Here is a 26,210-nt window from a genome sequence, read left to right on the forward strand (position 1 = left end):
TCATTTTTGAAGTGTTGGAGGGATAAGTTATGGCAACAAGACAATCTGTGGATGAGTGCCTGCAGAAATGTGAAGATGCACTTCGTTATGCACAGGAACAATATAAATCAGGAACCAAACAGGAACATTACCATGACCATGAATATACAGATGCCATGCAGAAGGTGGAAGAAGCCGTCAATGATATAAGGCATTTGGCGAACAGTGCCAATTCACAGCAGCGTGAACAGCTGCACAGAATGCGTCTGCAGCTGCAGCAATTCCAAAATGAGATGGTCCTGTTAGACCACGACCCTGGTTCAGTGGGAGGAAGATTGCAGTGAAGAAGCGCTCTAAGCAAAATAACCCTGAACAGAAAACGAGGAACGCAGACAGAAACCTGGATACTGAGTTTGGCCAAGGGTACAATCCGGTGAAGGAAGCCAAAAAGAGATATGAACAGCAGGCGCAGCCTGTGAAGTCTAAGAACCGGGAACTGGAGAATAAATAATATGGAAGGAGGGGCCATGTTTAGGGGCGCCTCCTCTTCTATTAAGGGAACTCCATTGATGAAAAATCATCTAACATTTGTAAGTGGAATACCGAATGAAAACGGGGGAAGCCAGAGGTGGTACAGGAAGAGAGGTTTACTATTGAAACTTAAGGCAATGGCAAAAAAGAAGGTCAGATAAAATAACGATGGTACCAATTTTGCAGGAAGAGAAGAAATTTTATTTAAAACTGATAATAAAAAGGATCCTGTTCAGTAATAGGGGGACTGAATATCCCAGTCCCCTCTTTAATTTAAGGCTTTTTTCTTAAGTTTTTGCTGCTATTCAATATAAATGTGAATTTTCGTGAAAACCCCCGTGAGCAGGAAAGAAAAGAGCTGCTCGTTTTTTTGAATTCAGGTAAAAAATCCGGCACCTTAAATTTTTCCGAAAGCAACAATATATGCGAAAAGAGCCTGATTTAAAAACTAACTACTTTATACTCAATTCATTTATTTTGTATGAAATTCTCCCTTAGGTTAGTAAAGGGACAATATCCATTAATGCATTAATGGCTGCGAAATTCCACATTATACTTCCCATACCCATCTGCTGTTTCAGAAACAAATTCAATCGTGTTGTCTGCAGGAAGTGCCTTCCTGGCTTCCATGGAAGTTTCGAATGTGACATTTACTTCCGAGTTGACAGGAGCAAATGTCCAGTTGCCATCTGCAGTCGGGTCAATGGACCCCAGTTCGCGGATGTAATCAATGACCGCCTGGCGGTTTTCATCCGGATAGATTTCAGTCTGTGTACTGTTTTTTACTCCAGGGAATGTCCCGCTGGCACGATAGTTATTTGTGACTACCAGGAATTCCTGTTCAAGGTCGATTGGCTCACCATTGTATTCAAGATTCTTGATGCGGTTGGCGGTTTCATTTACGATGCGGCCGTCTTTATCATATTTAGCGGGTTCTGTCACATCAATTTCATAAGTGACTCCATCAATAACATCATAGTTATAGGTAGGGAAGCTGTCGTTGATAAGTGATTGTTCTTCGCTTGCACTGCCGTCGATCTGTTTGAATTGTCCCGCTGACATTTCGAGCCACTCTTTAACATCTGCTCCCGTAATCTTTACAGTTGCTACTGTATTAGGATAAAGGTATAAGTCAGCCACATTTTTGATGGCAATTTCGCCTTCAGGGATGTACGTGTAGTAATTGGCTCCGTTTCTTCCGCCTGCTTTAAAAGGGGCTCCTGCAGAAAGGATTGGGAGGATTGCATCTTCTGTCCCTGACAATTGATTTTCAATGTACCACTTCTGCGCATTGGTTACGATCTGTACGGAAGGATCATCCTGCACAAGGGAAAAATAGCTGTGGATGTCTGCCGTTGTAGTGCCGACCGGCTGGTTTACGTAATTGACCGTTCCTTCATGCGCTTCTTTAACGGCATCCAGGATTTCCTGGTCAGCATCAACTAATGGCTGTTTGGCCGCTTTATCATAAATGGCTCTCAAATTGGTTTCCGAGTTCTTTACTATCCATTTGCCCTTCACTTTTTCAATAGTGAGGTCCATGACTCCCAACTGGTTTCCCCAGCTTCCAGGCATAACCACTGGTACACCGTTGATTGTGCCATTCTCCAAATCAACTCCAGGAAGGCTTCCAAAATCCCCAGGGAAATTCAAATGGTTGTGTCCGGAGATGATTGCATCCACGCCTTCTACTGTTGTCAGGTCATAGGCAGCATTTTCTTCCATTTCCACGCGCTGTTCGTCACCGATACCCGAATGTGAAAGTACAACTATCAGGTCAGCGCCTTCCTTTTTCATCTTAGGGATGTTTTTCTCTACTGAATCCACGATATCTTTCGTGATGACTTTGCCATCCAGGTTAGCCTTGTCCCATTGAACGATTTGAGGAGTGACAGCACCGATGACGCCGACTTTGATCACTTTGGTCTTACCGGAGGTGTCCACAACTTTTTTCTTAAGGATCTGATAAGATTTCACATAGTTTTTATCGTTGGATGGATCATTGTCCCCATCATCCTTATAGATATTTGAATTGACATATGGGAAGGGGGCATCATCCAGTACTTCATCCAGGTAATCCAGCCCATAATTGAATTCATGGTTTCCCAGTGTGGCAGCATCATAGTCGAGGAGCTCCATAGCCTGGAATACAGGATGTGTTTCACCGTCTTCCAGTACATCCACTTTCGCTTTGTAATCCCCTAGAGGATTTCCTTGGATCAGGTCCCCATTATCGAAAAGTAAGGTATTTTCATTCTCAGCCCTTGCCTGCTTGATCAGTGCAGCTGTTTTTGCAAGGCCGAATTCATCAGTTGCAGCATCTTTATAATAATCATAGTTGTAAAGATGTGTATGAATATCAGTTGTCCCCAGGATTCGCAGTTCCACTTCATGTTTCCTCGTATGTGCAGGCTTTCCAGCATGGCCGGGCTTCTGGGCCATGACACTCTCCCATGAAACCGGTGATGCGAGTACAGATAATGCCATGACAGTTGCAGCAGCTGTTCTTCCAGCATTCTTGCGGAAGTTCTTATTCAAGTTGTCCATCCCCTTAGTATTTGATTAATTCCATCTATTATTATAGGTGTTTGTATAATTATGGGAATGGTCAAATGGTTGCGAGTTTTCTTAATGTTTCATGTAATCATTGTAAATCTGTAGTTCTTTGGAATCGCTTTACTATTAAACTGATCCCTAATAAGGTTCGTTTGTCCTTCTTAGTGGTAATAGGAAAATATCAAGATTATTAGAAGGAGGATAAGGATGGAATCATTGAAAGAACTATTGAAAGAGTTACTCCTGATCAACAGTTCGACACAAGCAGGGGGCAACAAGGCGGTTGAATTCTGCGGTCAATGGCTGGAGGAAAATGGACTGACTGTAAATATACTAGAGAATAATGGCTATAAAATGCTCGTATCGGAGATCGGAAGCGGGGAGAAAAAGGTGATCTTCAATGGACACGTTGATGTGGTCAGCGGCCATGAAGACCAGTTCATTCCCCGTGAGAAAAATGGAAAGATTTACGCGCGCGGTGCGGCAGATATGAAAGCGGGTGTTGCCTGCATGATGGAAGCGATGGTAGCTTTGAAGGATAAGAACCTTAATACAAAAATCCAGCTGCAAATCGTTTCTGATGAGGAAATCGGCGGTTTTAATTGCACAGGCTATCTGGTTGAGGAAGGATATACAGGTGATTTCGTCATTTGTTCAGAACCGACACAGCTTGGTGTTGCCCTGCAGGCAAAAGGTGTCTTAAGGCTGAATGTGGAAGTGGATGGAGTGCCAGCCCATGGAAGCAGGCCTTGGGAAGGCAAAAATGCGATTGAAAAAGCATTTGAAGCGCATACCAAAATCAAAGCACTTCCATTCCTGCAGGAAAGCTCGGAATATTACCCGACACCATCCTTGAATCTTGCAATGATTGAAGGCGGGGATGTGTTCAATAAAGTGCCGGAAAAATGTACGCTGAAGTACGATATAAGATATCTGCCGGAACAGACCAAAGACCAAATCACCAAGCAAATTGAAAAGGCAGTAGACGGTTCTGTATTTGTTTCTATGTTCAGTAAACCGGTCAGAACAGAGATGGATGATGCCTATGTGAAAAAAATCAAGGCAGCTGTCGAGAGACATACCGGGGAAGATGCTGTGTTTTTCGGGCAGCACGGATCGGCTGATACTCAATTCTTTGCCCAGCTTGACATCCCGGCCATCGAATTTGGTCCAATAGGTGAGAACTGGCATGGAAATGATGAAAATGTCGATATCAATTCACTCTATTTGTATCATAGCATGCTGGTCGATTTTGCGAAGAGTATTGAATAAGGAAAAGCAAGGCAGCTGCGGCTGCCTTTTTTTGCGGGCTCTTTTCGTAAAGGTTGCTGCTATCCAATAATATCCGTGGAAATCGCCGTAGAAATCCCGGGAGCAGAAAAGAAAAGAGCTGCTCTCCCTTTTTCGAGTGAAAGACCTTGGAATACAGGGGGGAATCCGGCACTTGGGATTTTTCAGAAAAAACACTATATGCGAAAACAGCCTTTTTGTAAGAGCAATAAGGGAGTTTTACAGACGTGTAAGAATCAAGTTCATATTTAATCAATATGGAAATATTCTTTGAAAAAATAATGTGCAAACCTTACTATTTTTGGAATTCTCTCTCTATTTCAAATGATATTGCGCGAAGAGTTGAAAACCCCTATAATCATTTTGGGAATCGAAATATCCATAGGGAAAGGAAGCGCTCGTTATGCCAAAATCATTGTGGCTGTTAATCGCGGGTATGATGGTGAATGTCACGGCATCATCGTTTTTATGGCCGTTGAACACCATTTATATTAATTCACATCTTGGCAAATCTTTATCAGTCGCAGGATTGGTCTTGATGCTGAATGCCGGGGCAAGTGTCATTGGAAATCTATTTGGAGGAAGCCTCTTTGATAAAATAGGAGGTTATCGGTCAATTTTGACGGGCATCCTCATCACCCTGCTGGCACTCGTTGGAATGAACTTTTATCATGGCTGGCCACATTATGTCATCTTCTTGGCGATTGTCGGTTTTGGTTCTGGAATTGTTTTTCCTTCTGTATATGCCATGGCTGGGTCTGTCTGGCCGGAAGGCGGAAGGAAATCCTTCAATGCGATTTACGTTGCCCAGAATGTCGGTGTAGCTGTAGGTGCTGCACTTGGCGGGCTTGTCGCTTCTTATTCCTTTCAATATATTTTTCTGGCAAACTTGATCATGTACGTAATTTTCTTCTTGATCGCATTCTTTGGCTACAAGAATATCTCCGTCAACACGGGGAAACAGACATCACTGATCCAAGAAGGAACCTTTATTAAAAATAAATCGAAGTTCACTGCTTTGATCCTGATTTGCAGCGCATATATCCTATGCTGGATAGGCTACGTACAATGGCAGTCTACAATTGCGAGTTATACACAGGAAATCAACATCAGTCTGAAACAATACAGCCTCCTGTGGACGATCAATGGAGCGCTGATTGTCATAGCGCAGCCGCTGCTGTCAAGAATCATCCGCCGCTTTGAGAATAACCTGAAGCTGCAGATCCAGATTGGGATTGTCATCTTCATGATTTCATTTGGTGTGGCCGCTGTCGCTGATGCCTTCCAAATGTTTGCGATAGCAATGATCATCTTGACTATAGGAGAAATGCTGATCTGGCCGGCTGTTCCTACTATTGCCAACAGTCTGGCGCCTAAGGGGAGAGAAGGATTTTACCAGGGAATCGTTAATAGTACGGCAACCGGAGGCAGGATGATCGGACCGCTGCTAGGCGGTATCATGGTGGATGTTTTCGGCATCTCTGTGTTATTCACATCGCTGATTGGCTTATTCGCGTTGGCGATGATATTTACAGCTGTCTATGACAGATCGTTAAGGAAAAAGGAATCTGTATCAGTATCAATGATCTCTTAAGATGAGAGGCCGTCTTCTTGATGAAGATGGCTTCTTTTCTATTTCGTTACATTGTATGGAAAAAGTAAAGAATCAAACCTTCTCCGGTCTGTGTTCTTTTTCCTAATCCCCTGCCTTTTCTTATTGGCCGCAACGCAAGTCTGTGAAATATTGTTACTATTCTCCTGTTAAACATCCTGTCTTTCTAAATTTGATGGTCCTTTTTCTTTATTTTTCCATTCCTTACATTTATACTGTCATTTCTTAAATTGTTCTTAATAATAGATTCCTATAATGAGATTGTACTGACAATTAGGAGGGAATTGACAATGATCAGCAAAAAATTGAAAAAGAAACTTCTACCTTTAGCTGTGATGTCCACAGTTGCCATTGGAAGTTTGACAGGTGCACCAGGAATTTCAGAAGCAAAAGGACCGCATAAATCCAAGAATGCAGAAATAAAGAATGTCATCTTCCTGATCGGGGACGGTATGGGTGTTTCTTACACTTCAGCACACCGCTATTTGAAAGACAGCAAGGAATCCAAACTGGTGGACCGCACTGTCCTGGACCAATATCTCGTCGGCCAGCAAATGACCTACCCCGAGGATCCGGAGGAGAATATTACTGATTCTGCATCTGCTGCGACTGCGATGTCTGCCGGGATTAAGACGTACAACAATGCAATCGCGGTTGATAATGATGGAACAGAAGTCAAAACAGTTCTTGAGGCTGCAAAGGAGCAGGGGAAATCAACGGGCCTTGTCGCAACTTCAGAAATCACTCATGCAACGCCTGCTTCCTTTGGTTCCCATGATGAGAGCCGGAAAAATATGAATGCAATCGCTGATGATTATTTCGATGAATTGGTGAAAGGCGAGCATAAAGTCGACGTTCTTCTAGGCGGAGGTACAGATCTGTTTGACCGGAGTGACCGGAATCTAATTGATGAATTTAAAGATGATGGATTCAGCTATGTCACGACTAAAAAGGAAATGCTGAAAGATTCGAGCAAGCAGGTGCTTGGACTATTTGCCGACCGCGGCATGCCAAAAATGCTGGATCGCGGAGAAGAGGTCCCTTCATTGGAGGAAATGACCACCTCTGCCATCGAGCGTTTGAAAAAAGACAAGGACGGTTTCTTCCTCATGGTTGAAGGCAGCCAAATAGACTGGGCAGGCCATGACAATGATATTGTTTCTGCAATGAGTGAAATGGAAGATTTTGAACGGGCATTTGAGGCAGCGATTGAATTTGCTGTGAAGGACAAGCATACACTTGTGGTCGCAACTGCTGACCACTCAACGGGCGGATATTCTATTGGTGCCAATGGAATTTATAACTGGTCCAGCGATCCGATCAAAGCGGCCAAACGCACACCGGACTTCATGGCAGCGGAGATTGCAAATGGGGAGGATGTGGAGGGAACACTTAAGAAGTATATCGATCTTGAGTTGACTTCAAAAGAAATCAATTCTATTAAAGAAGCGGCAGCTGGGAAAAAAGCAGTCGAAATCGATAATGCAATCGAGAAAATCTTTGATGGCCGCTCCAACACTGGATGGACGACTGGCGGGCATACAGGTGAAGATGTACCGGTCTATGCATTCGGCCCAAACTCAGACCGTTTCAGAGGACAAATTGACAATACTGATAATGCAAAAATCATCTTTGACCTGTTAGAGAAAGGGAAGAAAAAAACAAGAATCGAAGATAACTAATTTGCAGGGATACTCCCGTTGCTGATTACGGCAACGGGAAGTTCTGATTTTACGGAGGAGTTTGTGATATGAAGGAACTGGTTTTGATCTTGGCTGTGGCAAGTGCCGTTCTCTGTGGCTGTTCAACCAACAGCAGCCCTGCAGCTTCTGGAGATAAAGAGGTGAAAGCGGCAAGCGGTTATGACAGCGATTATGCTGCTAATCCGCAAATCCCGGATGACAGAATGCTTCTGACCAAAGGTGATGCATTTTCAGATGAAAAAGGTGAAGTGACACTGATCGAAAGTGAAACACCAGGAGTAATAAAGGAATTGGGTCCGGTGAGATTAACAATACAAGATACAAAATTGATTCACCTCATGCCTGATTACAGCATGATTGATTACTTTCATGTTCTTACACATGAAGAGGAATTCGATTTTGTAAAGTTTTTCGTGGAGATTGAAAATACTTCAAAGGAAAAAGTCAATTTTGCTCCGATTGCCTTGATAGAAACGAATACCGGTGAAAGACTCGATTGGGAAAAAGACATCTACTTAGAGGAATTGAACGGCGAGATCCGAGGCGGGGAAAGTAAAAAAGGAAACCTTGGATACATTTTGGAAAAAACAGAAGACCTCGAGTGGGTGGAACTCACCACAAGTGATGTATTTGATAAAAATCATAAAAAAATCCAGGACTCTAAGAAGATCAGGATTGAATTATAATCCAGGTGCCAGGTGCAAAAAGACAGGTATGTACAAGGCAGGTGAATGGAGCAGAAAAAAATAAATGATTTAGACTTGCAACACAGTATATTTTTGCATAGAATAGTGAATACAATAGTTGTAAATATTTCAACGTTGATAAGGAGCAGTAGTGATGAGGATCCGCTTTAGAGAGTTGACGGTAGGTGCAAGTCAACCGGAAACCATCATGAACTCGCCTTTGAGTTGCAGGCATGAACCAAAGTAATGCCTGCCGTTTTCCGCGTTAAGGATGGAATCAAGTGAGTGCGTGTACACTAATCTGGGTGGTACCGCGGGAGATTATCAAAGACCTCTCGTCCCAATTATTATTTATTAATAATTGGGGCGGGAGTTTTTTTATTGGGCTATTAATAGAAACCCGACAACCAAAAGAAAAGGGAGGTTCAACACAATGAGCTTTAACCACAAAGACATTGAACAAAAGTGGCAGCATTATTGGGAAGAACACAAAACATTCAAAACAGAAACTGAAAAAGACAAACCTAAGTTCTATGCACTGGATATGTTTCCGTATCCATCTGGTGCCGGCCTCCACGTAGGCCACCCGGAAGGATATACAGCAACTGATATTCTATCCCGCATGAAGCGGGCGCAAGGCTATAACGTCCTTCATCCAATGGGATGGGATGCATTCGGGCTCCCAGCAGAGCAGTACGCCCTTGATACAGGAAATGATCCTGCTGAATTCACAGAGAAAAATATCAATACGTTCCGCCGCCAGATCAAATCCCTGGGCTTTTCTTATGACTGGGACCGTGAAGTCAATACGACTGATCCTCATTACTACAAATGGACTCAGTGGATTTTTACAAAGCTTTATGAAAAAGGTCTTGCTTACGTCGACGAAGTAGCGGTGAATTGGTGTCCGGCGCTTGGAACAGTGCTTGCCAACGAAGAAGTCATCGATGGCAAAAGTGAACGCGGCGGACATCCGGTAGAGCGCCGTCCGATGAGGCAGTGGATGCTGAAAATCACAGCTTATGCAGACCGCCTTCTTGAAGATCTAGAAGATGTTGACTGGCCGGAAAGCATCAAAGACATGCAGCGCAATTGGATCGGCCGTTCTGAAGGAGCGGAAGTGAATTTCGCGATTGACGGAACCGCTAAGAAGTTCACAGCTTTCACAACACGCCCCGATACCCTATTTGGTGCAACTTATGCGGTGCTGGCCCCAGAACATCCGCTTGTAGATAAAATCACAACGAGCGAGCAAAAAGAAGCTGTTTCTTCTTATATTGATAAGGTAAAAGCAAAGAGTGACCTTGAACGTACAGACCTGGCTAAAGATAAGAGCGGCGTCTTCACTGGTGCTTATGCGATCAACCCGATCAATGGCGAAAAGATGCCGATCTGGATTGCAGATTATGTGTTGATGAGCTACGGAACTGGAGCCATCATGGCGGTACCTGCGCATGATGAGCGTGATTATGAATTCGCTCAAAAGTTCGAGCTGCCAATCAAGGAAGTTGTTGCAGGCGGAGACGTAGAGAAAGAGGCTTACACAGGTGACGGTGAGCATGTAAATTCTGATTTCTTGAACGGACTTGGGAAAGAAGAAGCGATCACAAAAGCCATCGAGTGGCTTGAAAAGGAAGGTGTCGGTGAGAAGAAAACGACTTACCGTCTAAGAGACTGGCTGTTCAGCCGCCAGCGTTACTGGGGCGAGCCAATCCCTGTCATCCATTGGGAGGATGGAACCACAACAACTGTTCCGGTTGAAGAACTGCCTTTGACTCTGCCGAAAACGACTGAAATCAAGCCGTCCGGAACGGGTGAATCACCTCTTGCCAATATCAGTGAGTGGGTAAATGTCATAGACCCGGAAACAGGCAAGAAAGGACGCCGCGAAACGAACACAATGCCGCAGTGGGCAGGAAGCTGCTGGTACTACCTTCGTTATATCGACCCTCACAATGATGAGGCGCTTGCAAGCGAAGAAAACCTTAATCACTGGCTTCCTGTTGACATGTACATCGGAGGTGCAGAGCATGCGGTCCTTCACTTGCTGTACGCTCGTTTCTGGCACAAGTTCCTATATGATATCGGTGTGGTGCCTACAAAAGAGCCATTCCAGAAATTGTTCAACCAGGGTATGATCCTCGGAGAAAATAATGAGAAGATGAGTAAGTCGAAAGGTAATGTCGTGAATCCGGATGAAATCGTCTCAACTCACGGTGCCGATACGCTTCGCATGTACGAAATGTTCATGGGGCCGCTTGAAGCATCTGTTGCTTGGAGTGAAAACGGACTTGATGGTTCCCGCCGTTTCCTTGACCGTGTCTGGAGACTTCTTGTCGACGAGAATGGAAGCATCAGCGAGAAAGTCAAAGATGAAGCGAACAAGGATCTGGAAAAGACGTATCACCAGACTGTGAAAAAAGTGACAGAAGACTTTGAGGGACTTCGTTTCAACACAGGAATCTCGCAGATGATGGTATTCATCAATGACGCTTACAAAGCAGATGTCCTGCCGAAGGAATATATCGAAGGTTTCGTAAAGCTGCTTGCACCGGTAACTCCTCATATCGCCGAAGAGCTTTGGAGCAAGCTGGGCCATGAAGGAACTCTTGCATATGCAGAGTGGCCGAAATATGATGAGTCCAAACTGGTAAGCAACGAAATCGAAATCGTCTTCCAGGTGAACGGTAAGGTTCGTGCGAAGCTGACGGTTCCACGCGATATCAGCAGAGATGAACTTGAAAAAATCGCCCTTGAAGATTCCAAAGTACAGGAATTCATTGAAGGCAAGACAGTTAGAAAAGTTATTGCTGTTCCAGGAAAACTTGTCAACATTGTTGCAAACTGATTCTTGAATGGCCGGTACCTTTATGGTGCCGGCCATCTTATTTTTCCCTGTTATAGAGCTTTGGTATAATGAAAAAATAATGTTGAAAGGTGGTTACATCAATGCCAGACTATAAAACAATTACAACAGATGAGCTTAAGCAAAAGCTTGAGAATGGCGAGCAGCTCGATCTTGTCGATGTCCGGGAAGACGAAGAGGTTGAAGAGGGCATGATCCCCCAGGCCAAGCATATCAAGATGGGGGACATTCCAGAGTCATTGGACAAGCTGGATAAGAACAAAGAGTACATCCTGATCTGCCGTTCCGGCAACCGCAGCGGAAGAGTGGGTCAGTTCCTTCACGACCGCGGCTACAAGGTCGTCAACATGGAAGGCGGCATGCTTGAGTGGGAAGGCGAATCAAAGCCTAAGGATCAATGCCTGTAAGTTTGATTGGAGCACGCTTTTGGCGTGCTTTTTTGTATTTTATATACTGCGACGTGGGGACAAGCTGCAGGAGAGCGGCGACAAGCCACCTTTCAGAATCGCTCATCGTCGTACTTTGTCGAACGGTCGATAAATATCAATAATCGCCGATAAATCTACAAAATCGCTGATAAAATTGAAAAATCGCCGATGAAATGGCTGAAATCGCTGATAAATTTGTAGAATCGCTGATAAAAGATGCTCGCGCCACTGCTCAATTTCTCTGAAAGTTGATATTCGACAGGACAATGCTGATAAACGATACATGTGGGTTGTTATTCTACAAGGATTGGGCGATAAGCGACAAGGAAAGGCTGATATTCGACATGCTTGGAGTGTCATCGAACAAAAAAGCCAGGACAGTAGATCCTGGCTTTCACCTTTTAGTAAGCCCGCGCCCAATAGATAAGCTGTTCCGCTTCTTTGCCGCAGCACACACATTCAGCTGCGACCTTTTCTTCTTCAAACGGAATGCAGCGGGATGTAGCGCCTGTTTCTTCTTTGATTTTATCTTCACAAGTTTGGTCACCGCACCACATAGCTTTGATGAATCCTTTGTTGGTGTTCAGCTTTTCAGAAAACTCTTCAAAATTTAATGCAACACTTGTTTTTTCTTCTCGGTGCTTTAATGCTTTGTAAAACAGGTTGTTTTGTACTTCATCTAGAAGTTTGGCGATTTTGCTTTCCAGCTCATCCAGACTTACGGTTACTTTTTCACCAGTATCCCGGCGGGCGATGATCACCTGATTTTGCTCAATATCACGAGGGCCGGCTTCCAATCGAAGAGGGATTCCTTTCATTTCATATTCATTGAACTTCCAGCCCGGTTTCTTATCACTTGCATCGATTCCAACGCGGAACGAACCGGCTAATCGGTCCTTTAGACCATACGCAAAATCGAGTACACCTTCTTTGTGCTGGGCGATTGGCACAATCATCAATTGTGTAGGTGCTGCCTTAGGCGGGATGACGAGCCCTCGATCATCGCCATGGACCATGATCATGGCACCGATGATCCTTGTTGTGAAGCCCCAGGAAGTCTGCTGGACATATTGGAGATTCCCTTCCCTGTCAGAGAATTGAATTCCGAATGCTTTGGCAAATCCGTCCCCTAAATGATGTGATGTGCCGGATTGAAGCGCTTTTCCATCATGCATCAGGCTTTCAATAGTATACGTATATTTAGCACCTGCAAATTTTTCTTTTTCTGTTTTTTGGCCTTTAATGACAGGAATGGCAAGGATGTTTTCGCAAAGTTCCGCATAGACATCCAGCATTTTCACGGTTTCTTCATGTGCCTCTTCATCTGTTTCATGGCAGGTATGGCCTTCCTGCCAGAGAAATTCAAGTGTGCGCAGGAATGGCCTCGTCGTTTTTTCCCATCTCACTACATTTGCCCATTGGTTATACAGCTTAGGCAGATCGCGGTAAGAATGGATGATGTTTTTATAGTGCTCGCCGAATAGGACTTCGGATGTCGGACGGACACAAAGGCGTTCCTGCAGTTCTTCATCACCTCCGTGTGTGACCCAGGCTACTTCAGGGGCAAAGCCTTCAATGTGGTCTTTTTCCCTTTGCAGCAGGCTTTCAGGGATAAAAAGAGGCATATAGACATTTTCATGGCCTGTTTCTTTGATTCTATTATCCAGCTCATCTTTGATGTTTTCCCAAAGGGCGTATCCGTACGGTCGAATAATCATTGACCCCCGGACACTGGAATAATCGATCAATTCGGCTTTTGTTACGACATCGGTATACCACTGGGCGAAATCTTCATCCATGCCAGTGATGCTTTTTACAAACTCTTTTCCCATTCCTTGCACCTCCGATTTTCTTGTGGAAATAGTAGTTGATTTCCGCTCCAGGTGCACGACTCCGCGGGACGGGCGGTTAGCCTCCTCGGCTGCGCCTGCGGGGTTACGTTCCAGTAGGTATGTAACCTTGGTTTCACCTGTCCCGCTGATCCCGCAGGAGGTCGCACACCTTCCTCTCCAATCAATGCATTTGAAAAAGGACTAACAGCATGAAAATCAAAAACACATTTGAAATTTTCTTCTTGCAAAGCTAAAGAATTAAATTAAATTTAAGATGATAAAAACAAAAAAGCCCTGCTATGTCAGGGACCAGAAAAACTGGCGGTACCACCCTGATTCAAAGCAAAGCTTTACTCTCGTATCATGATAACGGTTTGAACCGCTGTATGCGCTACAGAACTTAGAAGGCAGGTTCGGATGGAGGCCAATAGGAGCCTTGCAGCATGGAGCTCCCTCTCTGTCAGTGACCGGATCATCCTAATGATCCTTCATCAATGTTTCGGTATTTTTAAGTATTATATTTATCCCGGAAGAAAAAGTCAATTTATATTTTTTAGTTTACGATGTTTGGTGTAAGTATGCGGATTGGTAACAGGCACCTGAACATGACTGAAAATTAGAAAAACTGGGTAGGATGTTACTAGAATATGTGAAAAAGGGAGAAATGAGCATGATCCAGGTGAAGGTGTTTGATTATGAGCATGAAAAGGATTTGGAGAAGGATATGAACAGCTTTCTCAAGTCGGTGGAGGAAGACAGTATCGTTGATATCAAATATCACGTGGCCGCGATGCATGAAGACGAAGACGATGAGCAAATCTATTGTTTTTCTGCGATGATCGTCTATAAAAAATGAACAGTAACACTTTAGCGCTTTAAAGCATCCGGGGATTGTCCCCGGATGCTTTAAAGCGCTAAAGTGTTTTTGGTTATTAGTATTGTCCCAGTGCACTTAAGGCGGCGTTTGCGCCGGCGAGCCTTCCGGTGACGAGAGCGGAGGTAATGTTGTATCCGCCTGTATAACCGTGGATGTCGAGGACTTCTCCGCAGAAGAACAGCCCGTCCATTTTTTTCGAAGCCATTGTCTTTGGATGGATTTCCTTGACCGATACGCCGCCGCCGGTAACGAATGCTTTTTCAATCGAGAGTGTACCGTTCACAGTAAAGGTGAACCCTTTGGCAAGACGCGCAAGGTCCCTGATTTTTTCACCTGAGAGGGTGATTCCCTTTTGATCGGGATCGATTTCAGCCCGTTCCAGGAGGAATAATAGATACCGTTCAGGCAAAATTCCCTTCAGGATATTTTTGACGGCCTTTTTCTCTTCTTCCTTTTTGATGAGAGAGTTCAATTCCTGGAACAGCATTTCTTCGTTTTTATCCGGGATGCTGTCGATATGCATGGTAACATGAGTCAGATTCCATTTTTTCATCGCTTTGACGACATACTGGCTGCACCGCAGCACGGCAGGACCGGAAATTCCGAGATGGGTAAAAATCATGTCCATCCTGTGGGTGATCAGTGACTTCCCTTTTGGATTCAATACACTCAGTTCAACCCCGCGGAGAGATAATCCCTGCAGTTCCCGTTCTTTGATGAAGGGCTCATCAGATGTTAAAGGAACTTCAGTAGGAAATAAATCGGTGATTGTATGACCGGCTTCTTGAGCCCATGCATACCCATCCCCTGTCGAACCGGTATGGGGAACGGATTTTCCGCCCACCGCAATGATGACAGATCCCGCTGAGAATGTTTCGCCGGTTTCCAATGTCACACCCGCAGTCCGCCCGTTCTCATAATTCACTTTTTTGACCGGTGAATTCTTCCTGATATCCACTCCCAACTCATCCATACGATTCAGAAGGGCATCGACGACGGATTGTGCCTTGTTCGAAACAGGGAACATCCTGCCGTGATCTTCTTCCTTGAGTTCAATCCCAAGTTTTTCAAAAAAGGCAATGATATCTTCATTGTTGAACTCCGAGAAGGCGCTGTAGAGGAAGCGCCCATTCCCGGGGATGTGTTTGATGATTTCATCAATTGGCAGCCTGTTCGTGACATTACAGCGCCCGCCGCCTGAAATCGCCAGCTTTCTTCCCAGTTTGTTTCCTTTATCAATCAGGAGGACTTTCCCGCCGTTTTCTCCAGCAGCGATGGAGGCCATCAGTCCTGATGGCCCGCCTCCGATTACAATTACATCATATTTTTTCAATAGTTCCACCAACTTTCACGCAGTCACGCTAATTTTAATGCTATTTGCCATAGATTACAAACTATTCCCCGATAGCTTTCTAGTTGTTTTTCAGATGACTGAATAGTAAACTACCTATAGTGTGAAATTAGAAGTTTCGGAAGGGAATTTTTATGTCATCGACTTTAATTAGAGGTACGTTTATTTTAACGCTCGGCGTATTCATTTCAAAGTTTCTCGGTCTTTTTTTTGTTATACCGTTTTACGCTTTACTTGGCAATGAAGTGGAACCGACTTCCTTGTACTCTTACGGATATGTCCCTTATACGATATTTTTGACGATTGCGACGGCAGGAGTTCCGCTCGCGGTGTCAAAGTTCATTTCGAAATATAATTCTCTCCAGGAATACAGCGTCGGAAGGAAACTCTTTAAATCCGGCCTGGTGTTGATGACCCTTACCGGCATCGTTTCATTTCTGATTATGTATGCATTTGCACCATTCTTTGCGAAAATCACCATCCCAAGTAATGAGCAGGTTATAACCGTTGCGCAGGTTACGACGGTCATCAGGGCTGTCAGCTTCGCCTTGATCATCATCCCGTTCATGAGTTTGATCAGGGGATTCTTTCAAGGCCATAATTCGATGGGTCCGACGGCTGTATCTCAGGTCATCGAGCAGATCGTCAGGATCGTCTTCCTGCTCGTCGGGGTGTATGTCGTCCTGTATGTCATCAAAGGCGAAATGACGACTGCAATCAGTGTAGCAACTTTCGGAGCATTTGTCGGAGGGGCGGCCAGCCTTGCCTCCCTGATTTGGTACTGGTTCAAAAGAAAGCCTCATTTCGATAAGATGCTTGAAGAGGACAAAGGAACCATTGATATCTCATTGGTGGAAATCTATAAAGAGATCATCGCCTATTCGATTCCTTTTATATTTGTAGGGATTGCGAATCCGCTGTTTCAGCTTGTGGATCAGGTTACATTCAACAGGGCAATGGCAGCAATCGGAAATGCTGATGTTGCGGACACGGCATTTGGTGTGCTGAACTTTGCTGCACATAAGCTTGTCATCATACCAGTCTCCCTGGCGACTGCCTTTTCGATGTCCCTGCTCCCATTAATCACATCAGCTTTTACACAGAACGAATATGGGAAGATGAACCGCCAGCTTGACCAGACATTCCAAATCCTGCTGTTCCTGACCATTCCGGCTGCTCTGGGAATCTCTTTACTCGCTGAGCCGACCTACACATTATTCTACAGCCACAGCGACCTGGGGACAGAGGTATTAAGGACGTATGCGCCTGTCGCGATTTTATTCGCGCTGTTTGCCGTCACCGCAGCGATCCTGCAGGGGATCGATAAGCAGAAGTATACGATTCTCAGCCTGCTTGTCGGATTGCTGGTAAAATTGGCATTGAATATCCCATTAATCAAATTGATGGAAACACAAGGTGCGATCCTCGCTACAACACTGGGATACCTTGCTGCAACAGTCATCAATCTCATTGTTATAAGAATTTACGGCAACTATCAATACAAAACAGTTTTCAGAAGAACCCTGCTCATTGTAATGTTTAATCTGGTTATGGCAGCTGTGGTCGTTATCTTATATGGAATACTGTCCCAATTCCTTGATCCTTCTGCTAAGATGCAGGCCATTCTCCTTGTGGCGGTCTGCGGTCTGGCCGGGGCCGGTATTTACTTCTACTTGAGCTTCAGGTCAAGGCTTGCGGACAGATTGTTCGGAGAGCGCGCTGCCAAAGTCAGAAGGAAATTAAAGCTGGGGCAGTAGTAGTAATTCCTTTTATAGAAATCCACAGTAACGATACAATATAAAGAGGTGAACTTTATCGCAAAGTCACCTCTTCCTTTTTTTATGTGAATGTTGACAGGCTAATAACCGAGTTGTCTTTGGATCCTGTCAACCTGGCGCTCCAGACGGTCCACCCTGCGGTCAAGCCGCTGAATCTGTCTTTCTGCACGCTCCAATCTGTTATCATAAGAACCATAACCGCCGCCGTATCCGCCGCCAAAACTCTCGCCGTAGCCCGGCACTTGGGGGAACTGCGGCTGTGGAAAGAAATATCCGCCCTGTCCTTGCTGTCTATGATACATATGTGCACACCTCGCAGTTTAATATACTCGCTACAGCCTATGCACCTCACTTTAGAAAGGTATAGGCCAACACCTAAATGATGGGAAGTGAAAAGGATGAGAATTGATAAATTGCTGTCCAATATGGGATTTGGAAGCAGAAAAGAAGTCAAAAAGCATTTAAAAGGCGGAGGAACCGTGGTAAATGGGGAAACGGTCAAAGATCCCAAGTTCCAGGTCGATCCTGAAAAAGACACGGTCATCGTCCATGGGGAAGAGGTTACCTATAAAGAATTTGTTTACCTGATGATGAATAAACCGCCGGGAGTCCTTTCTGCTACCGAGGATACAGAAGGGGAAACTGTCATCGACCTCCTTGAGATGGAAGACCAGATCTTCAATCCATTTCCTGTTGGAAGGCTTGATAAGGAGACAGAGGGATTATTGCTGATCACGAATGATGGACAGCTTTCCCATCAGCTCCTCTCACCCAAGAAACACGTACCGAAAACCTACTTTTCTATAATAGATGGAGAGGTGACTGAAGAAGATGTGAAGGCATTTGCTGAAGGTGTTACTTTGGATGACGGCTATGAAACGAAACCGGGGGAACTTGAAATCATTTCTTCAGGCATGCGTTCGGAAATCAACTTGACGATCACGGAAGGGAAATTCCACCAGGTGAAAAGAATGTTCGAATCTGTTGGCAAAAGAGTCATCTATCTTAAAAGAATTTCAATGGGACCGCTGCCCCTTGATGAAACGCTTGAGCTTGGGGAATACCGCGAGCTGACGGATGAAGAAGTAGAGGAATTGAAGGATTATAAGCAGGAGTAAGGAGTTTCTCCAGTACTGGCGTCTGCACTTTAAGTCTTGGGGGCCCAGTGGGTGTCCGATAGTCCGTGTCTGTCAAATATTTGATCATGGAATCGCTGACCTGCAGAAAAAGAGCTGGTGCTTAGGCATCAGCTCTTTTGTGTAGTTTTATACTCAAAAAAATTACGTTTCCAGTTTCAGCTATGTAGCTAGGAGGTCATTTTAACCTTCTTTTCCGTCGTTGTCCACTGGCCCCGGCAAGGACTCTCTACCAAGTCATTGTAAGCCAAAACATTCAGATCTCTTTGAATGGTGCGCGGAGTAATACTGAACTCATCTACAAGGTCCTGTGTGGTCACAGTGCCATTATTTTTAATATAAATGTAGATGGATTTGATTCGAGTCAGCATTCGATTTGTTGAAGGTTTCAAAGAACCACTCCCTCATCTTTTTTCCCAAAGGCAAGCCTGCATAAAGCTTAAGAGTTTCTACTCATCAAGGAATATATTCCGTTTGAGACAGCTCCTTTTCATTTGGTTTTCATAGATGCCGGAACACCTTTATTGTACTCCTCTTCAGCCGTGATTTCTAGAAAAATGTCCAAATTTACAAAAAATTAAACGTTTCTTAACAGCCTTATACATTTATTATATGTGGATGATAGAAAAAAATTAAAAAAATCAGAACCTTTTTTCCGATAATCCGTATTTACTAGAGGAGGGAATAGCGATGAACATATTAAACGTGAATATCACTAAAGGCGGATATGAAACAGGGAAGCCTTTGATACAATCAATCTCATTTTCAATAAAGCCAGGAAAGATTCTCGGAATGATTGGTTCCAATGGAGCGGGGAAAAGTACAACGATAAAAGGGATGCTTGGCTTGCTGCCCTGCATGGAAGGAGGATCAGATATTGCTGGAGGCACTTCCTATTCTTATATTCCGGAAAGGCCGATTTATTATGATGAATTGACCTTGTGGGAACATATCGAGTTTGTCGGCACAGTGGAGAATATCCCGCAAGCCGTTTATCACCAGAGAGGAGAGGAACTCTTAAGAAAATATCGTTTGCTTGAGCATGCTCATCAATTTCCATCGACTTTTTCAAAAGGCATGCAGCAGAAAGGGATGATTGCGCTGGCTTTATTGACAGAGCCACAGCTGCTCATCATCGATGAACCCTTCATCGGGCTGGACCCGAATGCGACGAAGCTGATGCTGAAGTCACTGGAAGAGGAGAAGGCCAGAGGAGCAGGGATTTTGATGTGTACCCATGTCCTGGATACAGCTCAAAGGATATGCGATGAATTTGTCGTCATCAACAAAGGGTCAGTGATAGCAGCCGGCAGCCTTGGTGATGTTCTAAAAGAATGCGGCGCTGAAGGAGGCAGTCTCTATGATTGCATCCCTGATGAAGAGAGGGATGCCGGTGAATAGTTTTTCTCTTTTTCTAAAAAGGTTCCGGGATAATTTCTTGTTTCAATATAACGTAATCAGGTCCATAGCAGATTGGACCATCATGCTTTATCTTATTGTCCCTTCAGCAGTCATAGGCATTATGATTTACCGCTCCTGGTGGCAGGAGATTCCCGAATTGGCGCAGCAAATTCCATTTGCACTCTTTTTTCTTATTCCTTTTATCTATATTTTGCCGGGATACTTCAGGACCTATTTATCGGGAGCCGATCAGATATTTCTCCTTAAGAACCACAAGCTGTTTCTAGGGTTGAAAAAATGGGGTGTCACCAGCACGTATAGTATTACGCTGCTGCAGACAGCATGCATCGGTGTGCTGCAGGCTCCTTTTTGGCTGAATCACTATAACACAGGCATCTCATCGTTCTTGTTTTATCTGTTATTCATGATTTCATCGAAATGGAGCCATATCGCCGTAAAAGGGATGCTCGCAGGGTTACAAAAAAGTTGGAAGAGGGCCCTGTTTTTTCTGCTGGGAATAATTTTACAATTGCAACTGTGGGGAATCGCCTATCGATTGATCGACTCAAACCGGAATGTTATCCTGGCCCTTGCCTGTGTCTTATTGGTTGTCATTTCTTTTGTCATGAACCGCAGAAGAATCTATAGTAAAAAATCCATGCAAAGGGATCTGAGAATTGAGGGGATGCTGAAGGTAAAGTGGATCTCGATGATCTTTATGTTTTCTTATCAGGTCGAGAAGGAACCGGCGGCATCCGCGAGAAGCAAGCCAAGGCTTTTCCGGAAATCCCAGACAATCTTCAGAAAAAGGACTCCTTTTCTTGGATATCTTGAAATGTTTTCTAAAGTGCTTATCAGGAACTTCACCTATAGTGCGACCTATTTTCAATCAATCGGAACTCTTTCTTTCGCACAAGTCGTCCTCCCGCCCCTATGGCTGAAGCTCAGTGCCGCCAGTCTGGTCGCGTTGTCCATCCTTGCCTGGAATGAATGGGTATGGCATAAGCTGTTTGCCAATCACCCCATTGGGAGTAAATACAGTGACAAAGCCGAATTGATCAATGCACAGAGAGCAACCCGAACACTTGCATTCCTCCCGTTTTTCTTCGTGCTCCTCATCTCGCTGATGAAATTTTTTGGTGCCTTTTAATCAGTGGTGCACGGCAAAAGTGCCGGGTACAAAGCAGCGGAAACGTTCCAGGCATACGTAAAGGAAGGTTTATCAGTACTCACACAACTTGTACAAGGATTTGCAAGGCGGCAGATAAAGTTTAGAATAGAGGGTAGTGAAACCAAGTCAAACCAATAAGATAAAGGAGACTCATGAATGAATATTAACTGGATGGAAGAAGTAGAAAAGAGAAAAGATGATTTATTGGAAGACCTTCAAAAGTTCCTGCAGATCAAAAGTATCTTTGACGAAGAAAATACGACAGAAGAAGCTCCGCTTGGAGAGGGAGTCAAAGAAGCACTTACATATTTATTGAACCTTGGGGAAAAAGACGGCTTTCAAGCCAAGAACGTCGGCCATCTTGCAGGTCATTTGGAGTTCGGACAGGGAGAAGAACTCCTTGGAATCCTCTGTCACGTGGATGTCGTGCCGGAAGGGGATGGCTGGAGCGTCGATCCATTTGGAGGGGAGATCAAAGACGGCAAGATTTTCGCAAGGGGCGCCATGGATGATAAAGGCCCGACCATCGCTGCCTATTATGCGATGAAAATCGTCAAGGATCTGGGTATTCCGCTTGATAAACGAGTGCGAATGATCATCGGAACTGATGAAGAAAGCGACTGGCGCTGTGTCGAGCATTATTTCAATGTGGAAGAGATGCCGACGATGGGGTTTGCACCGGATGCTGATTTTCCGATCATTTATGCCGAAAAAGGCATTGCTGATTATGACCTAGTGACAGGCCCAACCCCTGTTAACGAAGATTCAGGCCACACAGTCCTCAGCTTTGAATCCGGAAGGCGATATAATATGGTTCCTGACTTTGCAAAAGCAAAGCTTACGGTATCATCAGATCATTCAACACTTGTCCAGGACTATGAACAATATCTAAAAGATCAAAGCCTGACAGGAAAATACTATATGGAAAGCGGAGACCTCTTCCTGGAACTTGAAGGTGTTTCTTCACATGGAATGGAGCCTGATAACGGCAGAAATGCCGGTTTGATCCTTGCTCGCTTCTTAAGCGGGGCAAAAATTGATTCAGCCTCAAAGAAATATTTCACTTTCATCAAGGAATATTTCTGCGGTGATTCCAGAGGGAAAAGCCTGGGCATCAATTACGAAGATGACATCACCGGGCCATTGACCATTAATGTCGGAAAGCTTCGATATCACCCCCACGATGGCGGGTCACTTGGGCTGAATATGAGATATCCCGTTACGTTCAAACTGGATGAAGCAAAAGATAAGCTCGAGAAGCTGGCGGCTCAGCAAGGCTTTTCCATTGAAAACTTCTCAGATTCCCAGCCGCATCATGTTGAAAAAGATCATGTGTTAGTGAAGACCCTCCAGAAGGTTTATGAAGAACAAACTGGTGATAAAGGGGAACTATTGAGTATAGGCGGCGGCACATATGCCCGATCCCTTGAATCAGGAGTGGCATTCGGTCCGTTATTCCCTGGAAGAGCGGATGTGGCCCACCAGAAAGATGAGCATATGTTTGTGGAGGACCTGCTGAAGGCGACGGCAATTTATGCACAGGCAATTGCAGAACTTGCAAAAAAATAGTTTCAAAAAGGGAGAGAAGAAATTGGAACACGTTATTCTAAATGGTCAGATCCTTGAACGTAATGATGCAAAAGTTGACATTGAAGACAGAGGGTATCAATTCGGGGACGGAATTTACGAAGTCATCCGTGTTTACAATGGGAAGTTTTTTACAGCAGACGAACATTTGGCGAGACTCTTCGAAAGTGCTGAAAAAATCGGTATGAGCCTTGGCTATACACTCGAAGAATTAAAAAACCTTCTAGCTTCATTGGTCCAAAGAAACAATATTAATGAGGGGACGATTTACCTTCAGTTTTCCCGCGGGGTGGCTGCCAGGCAGCATCACTACCCGGCCAAGGATGTAAAGCCGGCTTTCACGGCCTATACAAAAGAAGTGGAGAGGCCAAAATCCAAACTCAGGGATGGAGTCCAGGCCAAACTGGTTGAAGATATGCGCTGGCTTAGATGTGACATCAAAAGCCTGAACCTTCTGGGGAATATCATGGCGAAGCAGGAAGCGGCAGAAGCCGACTGCTTTGAAGCGATTCTTCACAGAGGGGACACGGTAACGGAGGGATCATCCTCGAACATGTTCATCGTCAAAGATGGAATCGTCAAAACTCATCCTGCAACCAACCTGATTCTTAACGGAATTACCCGCAGAGTGATCCTGGATATTTGCAATGAGCAAAATATTAAAATCAAAGAAGAAGAGTTTACTGTACAAGAGCTCCTATCCGCTGATGAAATTTTCTTAGCCAGCACCACCTCCGAGGTGATGCCGATTGTAAAAGTGGCAGGAAAAGATTTTGAAATGAATGGGCCGGGTATGGTAACGAAAAAACTGCAGGATGGATTTGAGGAAAAAATAGCGCAGCAGTGCAGCTGAATTGATTGATGAAATAAACAGCCATTTTCAGGGCTGTTTATTTTTTGTCTTTTGCTTTATTTATTGCTATCACTCTGTTGATTTGAAATAATTGGAAAGGTTGTTTTTTAACAGAGTGCGATAGGGAATGTGTCTGGTTTTTGTTGGTGCTTTATTTTCGAAGGAAATCCGCCGAAATTTTGACAAAGCAGGCAAAATCATTCTGGGAAATGCACCAAATTTTTTATGAGGGCAGTCAAAATTGGTTAAGTAGTTTTGAGGATGCCAAACTATCTCAACAGATTCAATGAAAGGCAGGAAAAGGCCCTAGGAGCTTCATCGAGGCAGGTTTTTTCTTTGCAGCACTAATATCCTTTCTTCCAACGACAAACTTCCCCCCTTGGATTTAAGGAGCTCCTTTCTTTTCCAGAAGGGGCGTCATTGGTGGGGGTTCATTTACATAGAGAAAAGCTTAAGAACAGAGTCTTTACGAAACAGGGGGAGAGCTATGGAGAAGCAATTATGGGAAATTATCAGTTGGATGAACAAAAGAAATCGAAGGCTTATCATTGGCATTTCGGGACATGGGGCGTCCGGCAAGACTACATTCGCCCAAAGCCTTTGCAAACTGCTGGACCCTGATAATTTAAACTGCCTGAACACTGATACATACATAGTTGAATCAAGCCTTCGAAGGTATACTCAGATTCAGTATGAATATATGGGTAGGCAGCATCAGGATAAAATGACGGCCTGCCATCCCGCTGCCCATAATGTATATACGCTGGAACGAGATATCAAGATGCTGAAGGACGGGCTGGACCTCTATTCAATAGGTACAAGTTATTCAAAGAGCACTCTCCTTTCATCCGCTAAGGAGATAAATATAATCGAAGGCATGAGCGTTGCATTTACCGATCCGAAATTGTATGATCTGCTGATCTATTTCTATACAGACGGAGCGACTGAATTTGCAAGAAGGAGCATCCGGGACGTGTCCGAGAGAGGGATGGATCTTGAATATTTAAAGAAATCCCATGACCAGCGCCGGATCCAATATGAGGTATTCATGCACCCTTATCACAAGAACTTTGATATTGTGATAAGGAATTCGGATGAGGGGTATTCAGTAGAAAAAAAGCTGATTTAGAAAAAATCTTCAGGAGCACCCCTGAACTGCCTGGCTAACCAGCTTTTCTGCTGAAAATAGCATTTAGCCCACTAATTGAAGAAATCAAGAAAAAGGAGTGTCAAAGCCGGTGTGGTTTGGCACTCCTTTTGATTTCGGTTTGACTTCAAAAACTGAAGCCATTATCTGGTGAGTCTTTCTACTGGAATCTATTCATTCAGCAGCTTGATGATCCTCTTCTGAAATTCTTCTGCTTCAGATGACACCCCTTTATTTTTGTTGGTGATCACCCAGAAATAGCTGAGAATTTTACCCGGATTCATGAAAGGGATGATTGCCAGCCTTCCTTTTTTAACATCAGGATGGTTTTTAAACGTGAAGTTATATACAAGTGAAGAAGCATGGCCATCCAAGAGAGCCCTTTTTAGCACTTCGATATTGTTGGTTGTAAATAGAAGGGAAGCGTTGGGCAGGTATTGATTATTGAAATCATTGGAGCGTTTTGAGCTGTATACCACCATTTTTTCCCCTTTTAAATCCTCCAGTGTGACAAAATCTTTTATGTAAAGTGAAGACTCCCGTCCTGCACAAACACAGGCGTACCCAGTATAGATCAACTTATAATCAATAAAGTCACTGGTTGGGGGGCCGTTCAGTTCTTCTTCGCTGAAGGGGGAGAAGGCAAGGTCGATATCTCCATGGATAAGCTTTTGCAGTATTTCTTCTTGGTCCAACTCAATGATCTCTACTTTTACATTGCTATGGTCCTTGTTGAAAAGTAAAAATGCATCATAGACAATATAAGTGATGGAAGGCGAACAGCCGATTTTCAGGTGTTTTTCTTCTTTATTCATCGAGAGTTCTTGATACATCTTGTCGAAGCTGGAGAGGATTTCATTGCCCCTGTTGATGATCTTTTTTCCCTCCAAAGTCGGGACAGTCCCTTTTCTTGAACGTGAAAAAATAATAACGCCCAATTCCTTTTCTAATTGGGAAATGGATTGGCTTAAAGCTGAGGGAGAGAGGTGAAGACGCTCAGCTGCCTTCGTTATGGACCCTTCTTTGCTTACTTCCAGCACATACTTAATTTGTTCCAAGTTCAATGTTATCTAACGCCTCACTTAGTTTATTTAAGCAGAACTTAATTAACGTTTAAAATCATTAAATTTACATTAATACTATCACGTTTTATAATTTTTTAGGAGGATAAATACCAAATTCTGTTTATTTGTACTCTGGAGGAGATTTGCTTGGGAAAGTGCCAAATCTATAAAAAAATTGAAGAGACCAGGGCCAGGTTATTTATGGCTGCTGCCCGGCATGGATTGGATAGTGAGACGACCATCAAAATCAGCCAGGAGCTTGATGTTCTTATAAACCATATACAAAGAAAAAAAATGAACAAAGAACAGTGGGAGTGTTAAAGTTCATCAGCAGGATGACAAAACCCATAAAGTATCTGTGA

24 protein-coding genes and 1 other annotated feature are annotated in these 26,210 nt (G+C 44.1%); of the genes, 18 read left to right on the forward strand and 6 right to left on the reverse strand.

Going from position 1 to position 26,210, the window contains the following annotated elements; genetic code table 11:
* Nucleotides 1–29 precede the first annotated feature (29 nt).
* The 3 genes from D3H55_RS07175 to D3H55_RS07185 are packed head-to-tail and all read left to right on the forward strand — an operon-like array spanning nucleotide 30 to nucleotide 671.
* Entirely contained in the window at nucleotides 30–323 is a 294-nt protein-coding gene (locus D3H55_RS07175; protein WP_119546220.1) for a YtzC family protein, read from the forward strand.
* Nucleotides 320–490 carry a glycogen biosynthesis protein GlgD gene (locus D3H55_RS07180; protein ID WP_119546221.1) on the forward strand — a complete coding sequence of 57 codons (171 nt, stop codon included), beginning with the start codon at nucleotides 320–322 and terminating at the stop codon, nucleotides 488–490. Before D3H55_RS07175 ends, D3H55_RS07180 begins: the two co-directional genes overlap by 4 nt.
* Before the next feature lies 1 nt (nucleotide 491).
* Nucleotides 492–671 carry a hypothetical protein gene (locus D3H55_RS07185; RefSeq protein WP_119546222.1) on the forward strand — a complete coding sequence of 60 codons (180 nt, stop codon included), beginning with the start codon at nucleotides 492–494 and terminating at the stop codon, nucleotides 669–671.
* A gap of 367 nt (nucleotides 672–1,038) precedes the next feature.
* Here the strand turns inward: D3H55_RS07185 and D3H55_RS07190 are convergent, their stop codons facing one another.
* Nucleotides 1,039–2,997, reverse strand: coding sequence for a bifunctional 2',3'-cyclic-nucleotide 2'-phosphodiesterase/3'-nucleotidase (locus tag D3H55_RS07190; RefSeq protein ID WP_119546300.1), 1,959 nt, complete (start codon nucleotides 2,995–2,997; stop codon nucleotides 1,039–1,041).
* A 276-nt stretch (nucleotides 2,998–3,273) separates the two neighbouring features.
* On the opposite strand from D3H55_RS07190, the gene D3H55_RS07195 reads away from it, so the two are divergent.
* From D3H55_RS07195 to D3H55_RS07220, 6 genes are all read left to right on the forward strand, one after another.
* Nucleotides 3,274–4,338: a M20 family metallopeptidase gene (locus D3H55_RS07195; RefSeq protein WP_119546223.1), complete on the forward strand. Its 1,065-nt coding sequence runs from the start codon at nucleotides 3,274–3,276 to the stop codon at nucleotides 4,336–4,338.
* A gap of 421 nt (nucleotides 4,339–4,759) precedes the next feature.
* The gene (locus tag D3H55_RS07200) at nucleotides 4,760–5,950 is read left to right on the forward strand and encodes an MDR family MFS transporter (protein ID WP_119546224.1); all 1,191 of its coding nucleotides are present in this window, start codon (nucleotides 4,760–4,762) and stop codon (nucleotides 5,948–5,950) included.
* A 308-nt stretch (nucleotides 5,951–6,258) separates the two neighbouring features.
* Entirely contained in the window at nucleotides 6,259–7,650 is a 1,392-nt protein-coding gene (locus tag D3H55_RS07205; protein WP_119546225.1) for an alkaline phosphatase, read from the forward strand.
* Nucleotides 7,651–7,718: 68 nt separating this feature from the next.
* Nucleotides 7,719–8,357, forward strand: coding sequence for a hypothetical protein (locus D3H55_RS07210; protein WP_119546226.1), 639 nt, complete (start codon nucleotides 7,719–7,721; stop codon nucleotides 8,355–8,357).
* A 126-nt stretch (nucleotides 8,358–8,483) separates the two neighbouring features.
* Nucleotides 8,484–8,703, forward strand: a binding site (T-box leader).
* 87 nt (nucleotides 8,704–8,790) lie between these two features.
* Complete coding sequence (gene leuS, locus D3H55_RS07215) at nucleotides 8,791–11,205, forward strand: leucine--tRNA ligase (protein WP_119546227.1); 2,415 nt, start codon at nucleotides 8,791–8,793, stop codon at nucleotides 11,203–11,205.
* A 101-nt stretch (nucleotides 11,206–11,306) separates the two neighbouring features.
* On the forward strand, nucleotides 11,307–11,630 hold the full coding sequence (locus D3H55_RS07220) for a rhodanese-like domain-containing protein (protein ID WP_119546228.1): 324 nt from the start codon (nucleotides 11,307–11,309) through the stop codon (nucleotides 11,628–11,630).
* Between the two features lie 422 nt (nucleotides 11,631–12,052).
* On the opposite strand, the gene proS is transcribed toward D3H55_RS07220, so the two are convergent.
* On the reverse strand, nucleotides 12,053–13,483 hold the full coding sequence (gene proS / locus D3H55_RS07225; protein ID WP_119546229.1) for a proline--tRNA ligase: 1,431 nt from the start codon (nucleotides 13,481–13,483) through the stop codon (nucleotides 12,053–12,055).
* Nucleotides 13,484–14,153: 670 nt separating this feature from the next.
* Between proS and D3H55_RS07230 the strand changes: the two genes are divergently transcribed.
* A complete protein-coding gene (locus tag D3H55_RS07230) occupies nucleotides 14,154–14,339 on the forward strand; it encodes a sporulation protein Cse60 (protein ID WP_119546230.1) in 186 nt (61 codons plus the stop codon).
* A gap of 76 nt (nucleotides 14,340–14,415) precedes the next feature.
* On the opposite strand, the gene D3H55_RS07235 is transcribed toward D3H55_RS07230, so the two are convergent.
* Nucleotides 14,416–15,645, reverse strand: a complete 1,230-nt coding sequence (locus D3H55_RS07235; RefSeq protein WP_240628511.1) for a BaiN/RdsA family NAD(P)/FAD-dependent oxidoreductase — start codon at nucleotides 15,643–15,645, stop codon at nucleotides 14,416–14,418.
* A gap of 200 nt (nucleotides 15,646–15,845) precedes the next feature.
* Between D3H55_RS07235 and D3H55_RS07240 the strand changes: the two genes are divergently transcribed.
* A complete protein-coding gene (locus tag D3H55_RS07240) occupies nucleotides 15,846–17,468 on the forward strand; it encodes a putative polysaccharide biosynthesis protein (RefSeq protein WP_119546232.1) in 1,623 nt (540 codons plus the stop codon).
* A gap of 101 nt (nucleotides 17,469–17,569) precedes the next feature.
* Here D3H55_RS07240 and D3H55_RS07245 read toward each other — a convergent pair whose 3' ends face one another.
* Nucleotides 17,570–17,791: a hypothetical protein gene (locus D3H55_RS07245; protein ID WP_119546233.1), complete on the reverse strand. Its 222-nt coding sequence runs from the start codon at nucleotides 17,789–17,791 to the stop codon at nucleotides 17,570–17,572.
* A gap of 96 nt (nucleotides 17,792–17,887) precedes the next feature.
* On the opposite strand from D3H55_RS07245, the gene D3H55_RS07250 reads away from it, so the two are divergent.
* Entirely contained in the window at nucleotides 17,888–18,607 is a 720-nt protein-coding gene (locus D3H55_RS07250) for a pseudouridine synthase (RefSeq protein WP_119546234.1), read from the forward strand.
* Nucleotides 18,608–18,795: 188 nt separating this feature from the next.
* Here the strand turns inward: D3H55_RS07250 and D3H55_RS07255 are convergent, their stop codons facing one another.
* On the reverse strand, nucleotides 18,796–19,017 hold the full coding sequence (locus tag D3H55_RS07255) for a DeoR family transcriptional regulator (protein ID WP_119546235.1): 222 nt from the start codon (nucleotides 19,015–19,017) through the stop codon (nucleotides 18,796–18,798).
* 298 nt (nucleotides 19,018–19,315) lie between these two features.
* Here D3H55_RS07255 and D3H55_RS07260 point away from each other — a divergent pair, with 298 nt between their 5' ends.
* The 5 genes from D3H55_RS07260 to D3H55_RS07280 all read left to right on the forward strand — a co-directional run bounded on the left by D3H55_RS07260 (nucleotide 19,316) and on the right by D3H55_RS07280 (nucleotide 24,766).
* The gene (locus tag D3H55_RS07260) at nucleotides 19,316–20,026 is read left to right on the forward strand and encodes an ABC transporter ATP-binding protein (protein ID WP_119546236.1); all 711 of its coding nucleotides are present in this window, start codon (nucleotides 19,316–19,318) and stop codon (nucleotides 20,024–20,026) included.
* Complete coding sequence (locus tag D3H55_RS07265) at nucleotides 19,986–21,176, forward strand: ABC transporter permease (RefSeq protein ID WP_119546237.1); 1,191 nt, start codon at nucleotides 19,986–19,988, stop codon at nucleotides 21,174–21,176. Before D3H55_RS07260 ends, D3H55_RS07265 begins: the two co-directional genes overlap by 41 nt.
* A 177-nt stretch (nucleotides 21,177–21,353) precedes the next feature.
* Nucleotides 21,354–22,766, forward strand: a complete 1,413-nt coding sequence (gene pepV / locus D3H55_RS07270) for a dipeptidase PepV (RefSeq protein WP_119546238.1) — start codon at nucleotides 21,354–21,356, stop codon at nucleotides 22,764–22,766.
* A 22-nt stretch (nucleotides 22,767–22,788) separates the two neighbouring features.
* Complete coding sequence (gene dat / locus D3H55_RS07275; protein ID WP_119546301.1) at nucleotides 22,789–23,637, forward strand: D-amino-acid transaminase; 849 nt, start codon at nucleotides 22,789–22,791, stop codon at nucleotides 23,635–23,637.
* A gap of 487 nt (nucleotides 23,638–24,124) precedes the next feature.
* Nucleotides 24,125–24,766 (forward strand): uridine kinase family protein, encoded by a 642-nt coding sequence (locus D3H55_RS07280; RefSeq protein WP_119546239.1) that lies wholly within the window; start codon nucleotides 24,125–24,127, stop codon nucleotides 24,764–24,766.
* 188 nt (nucleotides 24,767–24,954) lie between these two features.
* Here D3H55_RS07280 and D3H55_RS07285 read toward each other — a convergent pair whose 3' ends face one another.
* Entirely contained in the window at nucleotides 24,955–25,848 is an 894-nt protein-coding gene (locus D3H55_RS07285; RefSeq protein WP_119546240.1) for a LysR family transcriptional regulator, read from the reverse strand.
* A 147-nt stretch (nucleotides 25,849–25,995) separates the two neighbouring features.
* On the opposite strand from D3H55_RS07285, the gene D3H55_RS07290 reads away from it, so the two are divergent.
* Nucleotides 25,996–26,169 (forward strand): aspartyl-phosphate phosphatase Spo0E family protein, encoded by a 174-nt coding sequence (locus D3H55_RS07290; protein ID WP_119546241.1) that lies wholly within the window; start codon nucleotides 25,996–25,998, stop codon nucleotides 26,167–26,169.
* The last annotated feature ends 41 nt before the right edge of the window (nucleotides 26,170–26,210 follow it).

Origin of the sequence: Bacillus salacetis (assembly GCF_003581585.1) — a bacterium.
In the GTDB taxonomy this organism is placed as follows: domain Bacteria; phylum Bacillota; class Bacilli; order Bacillales; family Bacillaceae_B; genus Rossellomorea; species Rossellomorea salacetis.